Here is a 13,475-nt window from a genome sequence, read left to right as displayed (position 1 = left end):
AGCCGAGGGGGCGTCAGGAGACGGTGAGCGTGCCGTCCGCGTTACGGGCGCACGTGACGATCGTGCGGGGCGCCGCCGCGAGGGCTCCGGTCAGGCACTGGCCGAGGACGGTGTGGCCCGCGGCGTTGGGGTGCCACGACTCCTGGCAGGTCTGGAAGTAGGTGACGCAGGTGTTCGCCGCCCGCTGGATGTCGAGCTTGTCCCAGCCGGACAGGCTGGTGACGAACGTGCCGGACGGCCCGTCCTGCACCCGGACCGGCGTCGCGAGCGCGCCTGCCGGGCTGCCGGGGTTCTCGCAGAGCCTGGCCCCGTCGAAAGCCCGCTGGACGTCCAGGACGCGCAGGTCGGCCGCCGGGCGTTCGGCCGCCAGCGTGGCGTACGCGTTCTTGACCAGGGAGCCGAGGTTCTGGGAGAACACGTGTCCGGGGGCGAGGCTCGCGCGGTGGATCGGGCAGCCGGCGGCGTAGCGCTCGGCGCCGAGGGCGCGGAACTTGTCGCGGGTGTCGGCGCGGCCGTCCTCCTCGTGGTACTGCGGGGCGAGGTCGGGCGGCAGCGGGTTGGTGTAGGTCTGGAGGATCACCTGGTGGGTGCCGTCGGCGTCGATCTGGGCGAGGGTGTCGAGGATCTGGCGCAGGGCCGCGGTGGTCTCGGTGGTGGCGGCGGCGACCTCGGCGTCGGTGGCCAGGTCGGAGGCGGTGCAGGGTTTCTGGGGCACCTCGCCCTTCAGGTAGGCCCAGAACTCCCACCAGCCCGTCCAAGCGTCGGCGATGAAGCGGTTGGCGCACAGCGTGGCCACGTCGCCGAAGGTGAACTGGGTGTTGTTGGAGCCGAGGCCGATGAGGACGACGTCGATGTCGTGTGTCTGGGCGACGGCGCGTAGCTGGTCGAGTTGCGAGGCGACGGTGCGGCCCTCTGCCCGGGAGCTTGAGGGGGCGGCGATGTCGGCGGGCTGGGCGCCGGAGCACGCGAGGTTGAACCGTTGCTGGATGCCCGGGAGGGACGCCGCGAACAGTGAGGCGTTCGCGGACCGGTGGCAGAAGTAGGCGTTGCTGTTGGGCGCCGACCAGCCGGGGAAGGGCTGTGCCGTGCCGGAGGCGTCGACGACGGGCTGGTAGTTCCCCGCGCCCTCCCCGCTGATGAAGCTGTCGCCGAGCGCGACGGCGGCGGTGGGCAGGGCGGCGTGTGCCGGTCCGCCTCGCAGGGCCTGGATGCCCGCCGCGCTCACCAGGAGCAGGGCAACCGCGGCGGCACGCTGGAAGAACCCCATAAGCGCCTCATTTCCTACTAAATAAGTACGAAATATGCATGTGTGGATCACAACATGCCGCTCCAACGGCGTCAACATCCTCCGGAGGGCCGCGCCGGCGCGTTGGTGAGCACCTCGAAATGCGTGACGCCGGGGTTGGAGCCGAGGAGGGCCGCCCTGGCGGGGGCGGTCACGTGCTCGACCGCGTGGCGGTCGCCGGTGAAGCCCCTGACGGCGTCGAGGGAGTCGAAGAGGGTGATCGTCCTGATCTCGGTGACGGCGTCCCCGGGGCGGGCGAGGAGATACGCGCCGCGGAACCCGGGCAGGTCGTGAAGGGATGGGAGGACGTCCGTCTCGAACACCCGCCGGTAGCGCGCCGTGGCCGCGGGGCCGGCGGTCCACGCCTGCCACATCCGAGCGATCATGTCGTCTCCTTCGTCGAACGGGGAACTGACCAGAGCCTCCCGCCGGTGACGGCCCGCGCGCTTGAACCTGGTTGCCCGATCTCGCCGGGCCGGTTTCCTCAATCCGCCTTGTCCGGCTCCGCCCGCGCCAGCATCCGCCGCAGCACGGCCGGCGGGTGGCCGCACTCCTGCCGCACCGTGCGGGTGAGGTGCGCGTGGTCGGCGAAGCCCAGCTCGGCGGCGAGGCCGGCCAGGTCGCGCCGGCCGCCCTCGACGGCCTCCAGTGCCATGAGCACCCGGATCCGGTTCCGGTACCTGGTGAGGGTCGTCCCGGTCTCCCGGTGGAAGGCCCGGCTGAGGTGGTACGGGGAGCAGCCCGCCTCCCGCGCGACGTCCCGCAGCCCGCGGGTCGGGTCCAGTGCCAGCAGCTCCCTGGCCGACTCCACCAGGCCGGCCGCCGCCCGCCGCGTGCCCGGAGGCCGGCCCCGCAGCAGCTCGCCGACCAGGCGGGCCGTTCGCTCGGCCAGCTCGAACGCCTCGGCGTGCCGCCGGGCCACCAGCATCCGGTGCTGGACGGCGAGCCGGCCGGTGACCGGGAACGCCACGGCCGGCCGCGTGCCGCCGGTCAGCTCGTGGACGGTGTCCTCGGCGAGCGCGATCGAGGTCCAGGCGTCCTGCCTGCCGGGCGCGTGGGCGATGCTCAGCTCCCGGCCCGGGTGGCCGACGTATGCCACGGCCGGGTCCGCCAGCAGGACGTGGCCGCCGACGCGGGCGCGGAAGGCGCCCGTCCGGATGAAGTTGACGTCGTAGCCGGGGGAGATCTCCGGGTCCGTCCACGCCTCGCCGGCCGCCCGCATCCTGACCCGCCGCACCGAGAACCCGTCGCCGTCGGCGATCGCCGTCACCTCACGCACGTCCGGACCCTATCCGACGCCCGGACCCCGGGGGGCGCGGCCGCAGGTCAGACCGAGTACCTGCAGATCAGTGCCTGGCCGGCGCCTTGGGCGTGACCGAGGAAGACGGCGGACGGGTTGAAGTACGCGCAGGCGGCGGTGGCGCTTCCGCCGCCGGTGTAGGTCAGGCCGGAGCCGCCGGTGCTCCAGCGGTAGCAGCTCACGCTCCCGTTGTGGAAGCCGATGGTGGAGGAGGAGTCGACCTTGGCGGAGCAGTAGTCGCCGAGCGAGAGCGGGCTGTAGGTCACTTCCAGGACCGCCGCCCGCGCCGGCGCGGAGGGGAGGGACAGCGCGCCGAGACCGGCGAGCAGGGCGACGAGGAGGGCGGGGACACGACGAGTCACGAGGGCCTCCGGGGGTGAGGCGCCGGGTCGATGGGCCGGGCGCCGGGCGTGGGTACCGCGACATCCTGCGTTGATCGCAGTATCAAATAGGAAAGCTTCCTACGCAATAGCCGCCGTCGCGCTCGCCCCCGCGAAGGAGCTCAGTGGTGGTACGCGTGGACGACCGCGTGCCCCTTGCCGCGCCCGATGATCCACTTGTTGACGGGCGTGGTGACGAGGAAGGCGATGAGCAGCGAGGCCGCCAGCGAGGCCCAGAACAGGACGGTGGTCAGCCCGGCGTTCATCGCGCCCGGGATGATCAGCATGACGCCGTTGTCGATGATCTCCATGACGAGGATCGACAGGGTGTCGGCCGCCAGTGCCAGCCGCAACGCCGTGCGCCACGTGACGCCCGCCCGGAACAGGCCGCGCAGGGTGAGCGCGTACCCGAAGACGAACGCCAGGACGACGGCCAGGAGGATGCTGGGCAGGTCGTGCCAGCCCAGAGCGGTGGCGATCACCATCCCGAGCACCTCGCCGATGGCGCACCCGGTGAGGCAGTGCAGCGTCGCGGACGCCGCCACCGCCCAGGTCGCCTTCATCGGCCCATGACTGCCGCTCCCGGCGTGGTGTGCCGATCCAGACATTGCCACCTCTCAACCCGACGAGCCGTATACCAACACAACCCAACCTATACCCCCTGAGGGTATCCGAGCAACGTGGGTACGCGGGAACCGACGGGGTGCCGGTGCCGGTGGGTGCCGGTGGATGGTCGTCGGGGTGCTGCTCAGGTCGTCGGGGTGCTGCTCAGGTCGAGGACCGGTCCGGAGCCCGGCCTGAGCAGCACGGGTCGCCGGCCTAGCGCAGGCCCGCGTCCAGCGCGGTGGTCAGGGTGCCGTCGTCGCCGGACATCTCCCAGATCATCGCGCCGAGCAGCCCCTTGCTCCGCAGCCAGGCCGTCTTCCTGCCGATCGACCAGGCGTCGTCGAAGGTCCACCACTGCCCGCCGTTGCCGGTGTAGCAGTACGTGGCCACCGCCTGCTCGTCGTGCCTGACGGTGCAGCCGGGCACCATGGCCAGCAGGTTGGTGTAGCCGCGGGTGCCCGCCTCCTCCTGGAACTGGCCGGGGGCGGCTCCGTTCGCCTGTTGCCATTCGCCGTACTTGCCGCCGTCGGTGACCTGCTGCCAGCCGCGGCCGTAGTACGCCAGGCCGATGGTGAGCTTGCGGGGGTTCACCCCGGCCTGGAGGTAGACGTCTATGGCGCGCTCGACGCTGAAGTCCGGGTTGTACGGGCTGTCGGTGTCGAGGTAGAGGTTGCCCTGGTGGCCGGTGCGGTTGGGCTCCCAGGAGTTGTCGCTGCCCGCGCCGTGGAAGTCGTACCCCTGGACATTGAAGATGTCCAGATATTTAGCGACTTCGGGGAGGTCCCAGCCGGCGGCGATCTTGGTCGGGTCGGCCGGGGTGAAGGCCGTGAGCTGGTACCGCTTGCCGGTCGTGGCCGTCAGCGCGTCGAGCTGGCGACGGAACTCGGCGATCAGCAGCGTGTTGTTCGCCTTGTCGGCCGGGCTGACGTGGTTGCCGGCGTGCCCCTCGGCACCCGGCCACTCCCAGTCGAGGTCGATGCCGTCGAAGATGCCCGCGGCCGTGCCCGGGCCGCCCGCGCCGTTGTAGTCGGGCAGGTTGCCCTTGAGGTAGACGTCGACGCACGACGCCACGAACTTCTTGCGCGCCGCGTCCGTGGCCGCCACGTCGGAGAAGTACTTGGAGTACGTCCACCCGCCGAGCGAGATCAGCACCTTGAGCTGCGGGTGCTTGGCCTTGAGCTTCTTGAGCTGGTTGAAGTTGCCGCGCAGCTTCTCCCAGCCGGTGTCCGCGGCGCCGTCCACGGACTGGGCCGCGCTGAAGGGCCGGCCGTAGTCGGCCTCGGCGTCGCCCGCGCCGTCGCCCTGGTTCGGGTCCTGCGGGTTGGTGGTCGTCCCCTTCGTGACGCCCTGGAGGCAGGTGAGGTTCTTCGGGTCGATGTTGGCGAACGCGTAGTTGATGTGGGTCAGCTTGGCCGCGGCGCCGCTGGTGTCGAGGTTGCGGACGAAGTACTGGCGGCCATAGATGCCCCATTGCACGAAATATCCGACGCGGGCGTAGCCGGTCTCGACGATGTCCGCCGTGGTCACCTTCACCGCCGCGCTGGCCGGCGAGAGGTTGTCGTACAGGTCGCGTGCCTTCACCGTGAACGCGTACTCGGTCGAGGGCGACAGCCCCGTGACGACCGCCGTGGTGCCGGTGACGGTCGTGGCCACGGACGAGCCGACATAGACGTCATAGCTTGCGATGCCCGAGTTGTCGGTGGACGCCGCCCAGGTCAGCGTCACGCTGGACGACGTCTTGGCGGTGCCGCGCGGGTCGCCGGGCGCCGACGGCGGCTGGGTGTCGTCGGCCGGGTTGCGGGTGGTGACCGTCAGAGCCGGGGACGCCGGTGACAGCGTGCCCTTGCGGTCCTTGGCCTTGACGGTGAACGTGTACGAGGTGGAGGGGGACAGGCCGGACACGGTCGCCGTGGTGCCGGTGACGGAGGCGGCCGTGGCGGTGCCGTTGTAGACCTCGTACCCGGTGATCGGCAGGCTGCCGGGAACGGCGGCGTCCCAGGCCAGCGTGACGGTCCTCGTGGTCCTGGCCGGCGAGCGCAGGTTGCCGGGCGCGGCGGGCGGGGCGTCGGGGGTGCCGTCGCAGTTGACGTCGTTGATCCGGCAGCTCGTGGGCTCCGCGCCCGCGGCGCTGACCGTGAAGGACGGGCTGTACGGCTCGGTGGTCGCGCCCGCGTTCACGGTCGTGTTGTAGTGGGCGGGGGTGAGCGTCACCGTACGGCCGCTCTGGCTGAGCGAGGCGTTCTGGGCGTTGCTCGCGGTGACCCCGGCCGGCAGGTCGAACACGATCGTCCAGCCGTTGAGCGGGGCCGTGCCGTTGTTGGCCACCACGAACCTGGCGGTGGTCCCGTTCACGTCGTACGTGGCGCTGACCGGCGGCTTGGCGGGCGGGTCGCCGCCGCTGCCGTCGCAGGCGGCGCCGTCGATCAGGCAGCTCACCGGCTGTGCGGCGGCGCTGAGCGTGACCTTGGGGCTGTACGGCTCGGTGCTCCTGCCCGGCTGGACGGTGTTGATGTAGAAGGCCGGGGTCAGGGTGACCTTGGTGCCGCTCTGCCGGATGGTGGCGTTCTGCGGGCTGGACGCGGTGACCCCGGAGGGCAGCTCGAAGACGATCGACCAGCCGGTGACGGCGGTCGTGCCCGGATTGCTCACCACGAACGTGCCGGTGGTGCCGGACAGCGAGAACGCGGCGACGAGGCGGCTCGCGGCCTGCGCGGGCAGCCCGCACAGAGCGATGATCGTGAGGACGGCGATCAGGGGGGTGGCTAATCGGCGCACGTCGGAGACCTTTCATTAAAGAAAGTTTCCTAACAATTAGCCGGATCGTAAGCCCGGCACGACCGCCTGGCAAGAGGCCGGCAGGGCGCTCCGCCGCGAACGCCCCCACCCGTCAGCGGGCCGGGACGGGCCCGGTGGACCGGCGGAGCACCGGCGCGCAGGGCCCGGACGCCGGCGAGGGCGGCCGCCAGGCAGGCGACGGGGACGGCGGGCAGCACGTACCGGTGGTCGAAGTCCAGGACCGCGACCGGGCCGACCAGCAGGCCCGTCGCCACCGCCCACGGCAGCAGCGCCACCCGGGGCCGCCGGACCGCGGCGACCGCGCCCAGCAGGAGGATCAGGCCCAGGAACGGGCCGCGCAGGTAGGCGGCGTACTGGTAGGCGATGAGGAAGTCCGCGTACGGCGACACCGGGGACAGGCCGCGCAGGTCCGGGTCGTACTCCCGCTTGACCTTGCCGATCAGCGGCTGGTCGGGCAGCGACCCCTGCCTGTCGCTGAAGCCGAAGGCCGGGGTGGTGCGGGCGGGGTGCGGGATCGGGGTCCAGGAGAAGGCGATGGCCGTGTCGCGTACGACGTCGCCCAGGTAGTCCAGCGGCTGGGCGAGGATCGCCCGGACCGCGAAGGAGCGGGCCAGGTCGTTGTGCGCGAACCGGCCGCCGGGCAGCAGGTTGAGCGAGGCGCCGGGGGCCCACACGTACTCGGAGGCCGCGTCCGCCTTCGTGCCGTTGGGGCACAGGCGCGCCAGGCCGGGCGGCGGCTGGATGCGGGCGCAGTCGGCGAACGTCATCGTGCGCGCCCACAGGGCCACGCCGTCGGCGCCGCTGATGGCGAAGCGGCCGTGGTGCTGGGCGTACCAGGCGGCGTACCCGGCCAGCGGCAGCGCACCGGCCAGGACCAGCGCGGCCAGCGGCCGCCGGCCCACGCGCCGCGCGGCCAGCACGAACACGACGAGCAGCAGCAGCGGCAGCGCGATCGTCCTGGTCAGCGCGGCCGCGGCGAACAGCAGGCCCGCTCCGGCGGCGGCCCGCGCCGACAACCGCGGCGACCACATCAGCACGGCCAGCCCCGCCACGATCAGGAAGATGAACTGCGCGTCGGACAGGACGGCGTGCTCCAGGCGCAGGAAGGAGGCGTCGAACAGCGGCGGCACCGCCGCCGGCGCCGCCGCCCAGACCGGCGCCGCCCTGCGGCGCAGCACCGCGTACAGCAGCGTCCCGGTGCCCAGGCCGAGGACGTGCTGGACGGCCACGACCAGCTCCACGCTGTGGAACGGCATCAGCGCCCGCAGCAGCAACGGGTAACCGATCGGGTGGAACGTCGCCGACGGGGCCGGGTGCGCGGCAGTGTCGAGGTAGGTGAAGGAGTCGTACCAGTAGAGCGTGGCCGGGCGGTAGCCGAGCATCGTCACCACCCGCAGCGCGGCGGCCAGGAGCAGCAGCACGGCGAAGAGCCGGTGACCGGCGAGAGCGGCGAGGGGGCGCTGCGCGGGCGACGCCAGGCGGGTGTCGGTGAGCACGCGAGATCCGATCGTGGGGGCATGACGGGGGTCCGCGCATGCCGAGGACGACGCATGGCGGTGATGGGGGAGGGCGCGGGCGGCTCAGCCGCGCGCGCCCCGGAGAGCGGCTTCGGAGCGCGCGGGGATCAGCAGCCGGACGCGATCAGCAGCGGGACGCGATCAGCAGCCGGACGTGATCAGCAGCCGGACGTGATCAGCAGCCGGACGGCGACGCCGGCTGGGTGCCGCGCTCGGCGCGCTCGGGGCCGACCAGCAGGAGGGCCTGTCCGTCGGCGCTCATGACGCCGTCGTGCACGTACCAGTCGCCAGGAGCCGTGGGGGTCGCGCGCCCGCCGAAGGAGACGTACGACGGCGTGACGCCCCGCTCGCGCAGCAGGGCCGAGACCCGCGCGACGCTCTCGTTGACGTAGTCCACGCAGTGCAGGGGCTCGCCGGGCTGGGCGATGCCGGGCGGCATCGTGTACTTCTCGCCGGGCAGGGCCCGCCTGCCGAGGATGATCCCGGCCTTCTTGTCGAAGCCGACCGGCACCTTCACCCCGATCGGGCAGCCGATGAACCGCTCGCACCGCCCCGGGGCGTCGATCGTGGTGATCGGGCCTTCGCCGGGCACCATCCGGCCGGACCTCAACCGGTCCATGTCGCTGATCACGATGATCTGGCCCGCCAGGCTCGCCGAGGTCGGCACCACGTCGAGCGTGATGTCCAGGCCCCGGGCCCGCAGCTCCCGCTGGTACACCTCGGGCTCGGCGAGCAGGTCCTGCACCGTGATCACGTAGTGGCCGCCGACCAGCTCGATGTCGAGCGCGGCCGAGGCGGGCGCCTGGGCGACGCCGAAGGACAGCAGGGCCGCCAGCGCGGCCAGTGCCGGCACGGCCGCCCACCTGCGCAGCGGGGGAACGGCGAACCGGCCACGGCGGGGACGGCGCTCCGGGACGGGAAAGGAGATGATCTCCTCCAGCAGTTCCCTGGCGATCGGCGTCGTGCCGGGGCCGGGGTCGGGCGCGATGCCGGCCACCAGGCGATCGATCTCGTGCATCACATGACCCCTCTCGTCATCGCCACGGCACGCAGGCCGACGCGGGACATGTCGACGCCGGCCGTGTCCAGGTGCCTGGCCAGCCGTTTGCGGGCCCGGTGCAGCCGCAGCCGGGCGTTGGCGCGCGAGCAGCCCAGGACGGTGGCGATCTCGTCGGCGCTCAGTCCCTCCCAGCCGGCCAGCGCGAGGATCTCCCGGTCGTCGGGGCTCAGCCTCGCGAACGCCTCCTGGACGCCCGCCAGGCGCTCGCCGGTCTCGGTGTGCTCCGCCCACACGGCGAGCTGGTGGCCGAGCCGCTCCACCAGCTCGCTGCGGCGCGACTCGGCGCGGCGGCCGTTGGCCAGCACGCGGCGGGCCACGCCGAACAGCCACAGGCGCGCGTCCCGTCCCTCGGGGATGTCGTCCAGGCGGCGCCAGGCCGTGGTGAACGTCTCGGCGAGGGCGTCGGCGGCGTCCTCATGGGAGTCGGTACGCCGCCGGACGTAGGCGAGGATGTCGGCGTAGTGGGCAACGTAGATCACCTCGAAGCGCTGCTGACGGTCATGGCGGGTCACACTGCCTTCTCTCATCCGGTGGGGCCGACATCTCGTACCTGTCCGGACTCGTCAGATAGTTTCACCCTGATTTACGGCGAATCTGGATCCCGCGGCCGATCAGGCTCTGCGCGAGATGACCATGATGTATTCGCAGGGAGCGTTCGTCCGGTTGGCGAAGCCGTGGTCCGCGTCGGCCTGGAAGAACAGGGAGTCGCCCGTGTCCAGGGTCTCGCTGATCCCGCCGATCGCGACGGTGAGGGTGCCTCGGAGCACCACGAGCTGCTTCTCCGTACCCGGCGGGTACGCGGGCAGCAGCCCGGTGGAGACCTGCGCGGGCAGGTGGTGGACGACCATCTCGGCTCCTCCCGCGCCCGGGGCCGCCGACACCATGTGCCGCTCGAAGCCGGTCTCCGGATCGCGGAAGACGGGGCGGTCGCTCCTGCGCATGACGATGGCCACGCCGGACGCGGCGGCGGCCGGCGCGCCGATCAGGTCCGACAGCGACGTGTCGAGCGCGCGGGCGATCCTGGACGCGACGCCGATCGTCGGGCTCTTCTCGCCGCGCTCGACCTTGGACAACATCGCCCGGCTGACCGACGACCGGACGGACAGCTGCTCCAGCGTCAGGCCCGCCTCCTCGCGGCGTCGCCGCACGTTGACGCCGAACGCGCCGGCCAGGTCGTCACCGTGCGGCGGCTCGGCCGCGTTCTCGTCCTGCTCGGCCACCGTGCTCCTCGATCGACGGATACTCGCTGCCCACAGTGTAGGGTCTCTCCTATGGAAGAAACATTCTTCCATAGGAGAGACCGGAAGCGGTCTCCTGACGACGGAGGTTCCATGCGTTTGATCTCACGTGGCCGGCACCACGCCAGGTTCGCCTTCGGCGAGCTGCAGGTGGTCTCGTTACGGGACGGGTACATCGACATGCCGCCCACCCGGCTCCGCGGCGAGGACGGGCGCCCGCTCGACGAGCTGCCGGCCGCCGTCCCGCTGGCCGGCGACAACTTACGGCTGTCGGTCAACGCCTTCTTCGTCACCGACGGCACGCGGTCGGTCCTCATCGACACCGGCGCGTCCGACGCCTGGCACGACCCCACCATGGGACTGATCTACGACGCGCTCGACGAAGCGGGCATCGACCGCGCGCGGGTCACCGACGTGGCCATCACCCACAAGCACGAGGACCACGTGAGCGGCCTGATCATGCCGGACGGCTCGCAGGCGTTCACCGAGCTGGAGCGCGTGTGGATCGGCGCGGGCGACGCCTCGGTGTTCACCGGGCGGCTGGAGCCGATCCTCGACCGGGTCGTACCCGTGTCGGAGCAGGTCGCGATCAACGACTGGGCCACCGCGATCCCGACACCGGGCCACACACCCGGTCACACCGTCTACGACATCAGGAGCGGAGCCGCCCACCTTCTCGTCTGGGGCGACACCGTCCATGTCCCCACCCTCCAGTTCGACCAGCCGGAGGTGTCCTGGGAGCTCGACGGCGACCAGTCCCAGGCCCGCGCCGCACGGGCGGCCCTCCTCGAACGACTGACCCGGCCCGGCCACTTCGTGGCCGGCGCCCACCTCGACTCGCCCGGCATCGCCCGCGTGAGCCCCTCCGGCGGCGGTTACGCGCTGGAGTACCTGGCACCGCCGATCACCGGTTCGCGCTGACGCGGGAGGCGAACCGGCCCCTGAACGCCGCCGAAGCCGGCCTTCATTGTGACATGTGTCACCGATCACGGGTGTCACAGAGCGGTGAGCGCTGACGCCTTGTGTGTGTGGAGGGCGGTCGAGAGCGAACAGGGCGGGAGTCAGCCATGAACGAGAGCGGCGGGCCGACGACGGGCACAGCCGGGCCGCCGCCCGGCGGCGGCCGTACGGATTGCGGGATGGACCCGGCCACCGAGGCGTTCGTCTCGCACCGCAACCTGCTGTTCACCGTCGCCTACGAGATGCTCGGCTCGGCCACCGACGCCGAGGACACCCTCCAGGAAACCTGGCTGCGGTGGATGAAGGTCGACATGGAGCAGGTGCGCGACCAGCGTGCCTACCTGGTCCGGATCACCACCCGGCGGGCGCTCGACCGGCTGCGCAGCATGAGGCGCCGCAAGGAGGAGTACGTCGGCCCCTGGTTGCCCGAGCCGCTGCTCACCGCGCCGGACGTGGCCGAGGACGTCGAGCTGGCCGAGAGCGTGTCGATGGCGTTGATGCTCGTTCTGGAGACGCTGTCACCGACCGAGCGGGCCGTGTTCGTGCTGCGCGAGGCCTTCGACCTCGGCTACGACGAGATCGCCGCCGCCGTCCGCAAGAACCCGGCCACGGTCCGCCAGATCGCCCACCGCGCCCGCAGGCACGTCGATGCCCGCCGTCCCCGCGAGGCGGTCTCCCCGAGCCAGGCCCGGGCGGCTCTGGAGTCGTTCCGGCACGCGCTGGAGAGCAGGGACCTGCAAGGCCTGCTCGACGTGCTCGCTCCCGAGGTCGTGGTCATCAGCGACGGCGGCGGCGTCAAGCAGGCCGCGCCGCGTCCGATCATCGGTGCCGACAAGGTGGCCCGGTTCATCATCGGCGGCCTCGGCAAGGCCCACGTCGCGGTCACCGGTGAGCCCACCGTGGTCAACGGCAACCCGGCCCTCCTCCTCCGCGTGAACGGCGAGATCGACGGCGTCATCGCGATCCGGGCCGAGGACGCCCGCATCACCGGCCTCTACTACGTCCGCAACCCGCACAAGCTGACCCATGTCGGGTCCGAGACCTCACTCACCCTCCGCTGAACACCCAACGAACCAACCAGATCTCTCGCTGGAGGTCATTCATGACGAAGAGCGTCGCCGGCGAACTCGCCGGCCTGGAAGTGCCGGTCGAGCGGGGCTGCCCGTTCGCCCCGCCCCCCGCCTACGAACGGCTGCGCGAGCAGGCGCCGATCAGCAAGGTCCGCCTGGCCGGCGGCGGCGAGGCGTGGTGGGTGTCCGGGCACGAGGAGGGCCGTGCCGTCCTCGCCGACCCCCGCTTCTCCTCCGACAAGCGCAAGGAGGGCTGGCCGCTGTTCACCCTCGACGCGGCGACCCTGCGGCAGCTCCGCAGCCAGCCGCCGCTGATGCTCAGCATGGACGGCGCGGAACACGCCGCGGCCCGCCGGGCGGTGATCGGCGAGTTCACCGTGAGGCGGCTGGCCGCGCTGCGCCCGCGGATCCAGGACATCGTCGACCACTTCATCGACGACATGCTCGCCACCGACCAGCGGCCGGTCGACCTGGTACAGGCGCTGTCCCTGCCGGTGCCCTCCCTGGTGATCTGCGAGCTGCTCGGCGTCCCCTACGCCGACCACGACTTCTTCCAGAGCCGTACCTCGATGCTGGTCCGCCGGGCCTCCGCGGAGGAGCGCCGGCAGGCCTTCGCCGAACTGCGCGCCTACATCGACGACCTGATCACCCGCAAGGAGTCCGAACCCGGCGACGACCTGTTCAGCCGGCAGATCGCCCGGCAACGCCAGACGGGCGCCCTCGACCACGCGAGCCTGGTCAGCCTGGCCTTCCTGCTGCTGACCGCCGGGCACGAGACCACGGCGAACATGATCTCGCTCGGGGTGGTCGGGTTGCTCTCCCATCCGGAGCAGCTGGCCCTGGTCAGAGCCGACCCGGGCAGGACGCCCGCGGCCGTGGAGGAACTGCTGCGCTACTTCACCATCGCCGACGGGGTCGCCTCCCGGCTGGCCACCGAGGACGTGGAGATCGCCGGGGTGAGCATCAAGGCCGGCCAGGGCGTCATCGTCTCGATGTTGTCGGCCAACTGGGACCCGGCGGTGTTCGAGGACCCGGCCGAACTGGACGTCGAGCGCGGCGCTCGCCACCACCTCGCCTTCGGCTTCGGCCCGCACCAGTGCCTCGGCCAGAACCTGGCCCGGATGGAGCTGCAGATCGTCTTCGACACGCTGTTCCGCCGCATCCCCGCCCTGCGGCTCGCCGTACCGGTGGAGGACGTCCCGTTCAAGCACGACGCCGTCATCTACGGCGCCCACGAGCTTCCGGTCACCTGGTGAGCAGGAC

Annotated in this window: 13 protein-coding genes; 3 read left to right on the top strand and 10 right to left on the bottom strand. The window is 71.8% G+C overall.

The window, feature by feature from the left end; all coding sequences use genetic code 11:
- Positions 1-13 precede the first annotated feature (13 nt).
- From AB0H75_RS28900 to AB0H75_RS28855, 10 genes are all read right to left on the bottom strand, one after another.
- Positions 14-1,267: a hypothetical protein gene (locus tag AB0H75_RS28900; protein WP_367801479.1), complete on the bottom strand. Its 1,254-nt coding sequence runs from the start codon at positions 1,265-1,267 to the stop codon at positions 14-16.
- Between the two features lie 71 nt (positions 1,268-1,338).
- Positions 1,339-1,671: an antibiotic biosynthesis monooxygenase gene (locus AB0H75_RS28895; RefSeq protein ID WP_367801477.1), complete on the bottom strand. Its 333-nt coding sequence runs from the start codon at positions 1,669-1,671 to the stop codon at positions 1,339-1,341.
- A 98-nt stretch (positions 1,672-1,769) separates the two neighbouring features.
- Entirely contained in the window at positions 1,770-2,564 is a 795-nt protein-coding gene (locus tag AB0H75_RS28890; protein ID WP_367801475.1) for a helix-turn-helix domain-containing protein, read from the bottom strand.
- A 47-nt stretch (positions 2,565-2,611) separates the two neighbouring features.
- Positions 2,612-2,947, bottom strand: coding sequence for a hypothetical protein (locus tag AB0H75_RS28885; RefSeq protein ID WP_367801473.1), 336 nt, complete (start codon positions 2,945-2,947; stop codon positions 2,612-2,614).
- 140 nt (positions 2,948-3,087) lie between these two features.
- Positions 3,088-3,528, bottom strand: coding sequence for a DUF4396 domain-containing protein (locus AB0H75_RS28880; RefSeq protein ID WP_367801471.1), 441 nt, complete (start codon positions 3,526-3,528; stop codon positions 3,088-3,090).
- A 256-nt stretch (positions 3,529-3,784) separates the two neighbouring features.
- A complete protein-coding gene (locus tag AB0H75_RS28875; protein WP_367801469.1) occupies positions 3,785-6,346 on the bottom strand; it encodes a glycosyl hydrolase family 18 protein in 2,562 nt (853 codons plus the stop codon).
- 29 nt (positions 6,347-6,375) lie between these two features.
- Positions 6,376-7,863: a hypothetical protein gene (locus AB0H75_RS28870; RefSeq protein WP_367801466.1), complete on the bottom strand. Its 1,488-nt coding sequence runs from the start codon at positions 7,861-7,863 to the stop codon at positions 6,376-6,378.
- A 196-nt stretch (positions 7,864-8,059) separates the two neighbouring features.
- Complete coding sequence (locus AB0H75_RS28865; RefSeq protein ID WP_367801464.1) at positions 8,060-8,902, bottom strand: hypothetical protein; 843 nt, start codon at positions 8,900-8,902, stop codon at positions 8,060-8,062.
- A complete protein-coding gene (locus AB0H75_RS28860) occupies positions 8,902-9,456 on the bottom strand; it encodes an RNA polymerase sigma factor (protein ID WP_367801462.1) in 555 nt (184 codons plus the stop codon). Before AB0H75_RS28860 ends, AB0H75_RS28865 begins: the two co-directional genes overlap by 1 nt.
- 99 nt (positions 9,457-9,555) lie before the next feature.
- Positions 9,556-10,164: a helix-turn-helix domain-containing protein gene (locus AB0H75_RS28855; RefSeq protein ID WP_367801460.1), complete on the bottom strand. Its 609-nt coding sequence runs from the start codon at positions 10,162-10,164 to the stop codon at positions 9,556-9,558.
- A 111-nt stretch (positions 10,165-10,275) separates the two neighbouring features.
- On the opposite strand from AB0H75_RS28855, the gene AB0H75_RS28850 reads away from it, so the two are divergent.
- The 3 genes from AB0H75_RS28850 (at position 10,276) to AB0H75_RS28840 (ending at position 13,468) form a co-directional block, all read left to right on the top strand.
- The gene (locus AB0H75_RS28850; RefSeq protein ID WP_367801458.1) at positions 10,276-11,103 is read left to right on the top strand and encodes an MBL fold metallo-hydrolase; all 828 of its coding nucleotides are present in this window, start codon (positions 10,276-10,278) and stop codon (positions 11,101-11,103) included.
- Between the two features lie 146 nt (positions 11,104-11,249).
- Complete coding sequence (locus AB0H75_RS28845) at positions 11,250-12,203, top strand: RNA polymerase sigma-70 factor (protein WP_367801456.1); 954 nt, start codon at positions 11,250-11,252, stop codon at positions 12,201-12,203.
- A gap of 41 nt (positions 12,204-12,244) precedes the next feature.
- Positions 12,245-13,468, top strand: coding sequence for a cytochrome P450 (locus tag AB0H75_RS28840; protein ID WP_367801454.1), 1,224 nt, complete (start codon positions 12,245-12,247; stop codon positions 13,466-13,468).
- Positions 13,469-13,475: the final 7 nt, after the last annotated feature.

This window comes from Nonomuraea sp. NPDC050783, assembly GCF_040802095.1.
Taxonomy (GTDB): domain Bacteria; phylum Actinomycetota; class Actinomycetes; order Streptosporangiales; family Streptosporangiaceae; genus Nonomuraea.
Note: the sequence above shows the minus strand (reverse complement) of the source record. Positions and strands in the feature narration are given on the sequence as shown.

Excerpts from the sequence above, each read along its gene's own strand:
- AB0H75_RS28895 (WP_367801477.1), bottom strand. The coding sequence starts at position 1,671 with ATGATCGCTCGGATGTGGCAGGCGTGGACCGCCGGCCCCGCGGCCACG.
- AB0H75_RS28900 (WP_367801479.1), bottom strand. The coding sequence starts at position 1,267 with ATGGGGTTCTTCCAGCGTGCCGCCGCGGTTGCCCTGCTCCTGGTGAGC.
- AB0H75_RS28865 (WP_367801464.1), bottom strand. The coding sequence starts at position 8,902 with ATGCACGAGATCGATCGCCTGGTGGCCGGCATCGCGCCCGACCCCGGC.
- AB0H75_RS28840 (WP_367801454.1), top strand. The coding sequence starts at position 12,245 with ATGACGAAGAGCGTCGCCGGCGAACTCGCCGGCCTGGAAGTGCCGGTC.
- AB0H75_RS28880 (WP_367801471.1), bottom strand. The coding sequence starts at position 3,528 with ATGAAGGCGACCTGGGCGGTGGCGGCGTCCGCGACGCTGCACTGCCTC.
- AB0H75_RS28850 (WP_367801458.1), top strand. The coding sequence starts at position 10,276 with ATGCGTTTGATCTCACGTGGCCGGCACCACGCCAGGTTCGCCTTCGGC.
- AB0H75_RS28845 (WP_367801456.1), top strand. The coding sequence starts at position 11,250 with ATGAACGAGAGCGGCGGGCCGACGACGGGCACAGCCGGGCCGCCGCCC.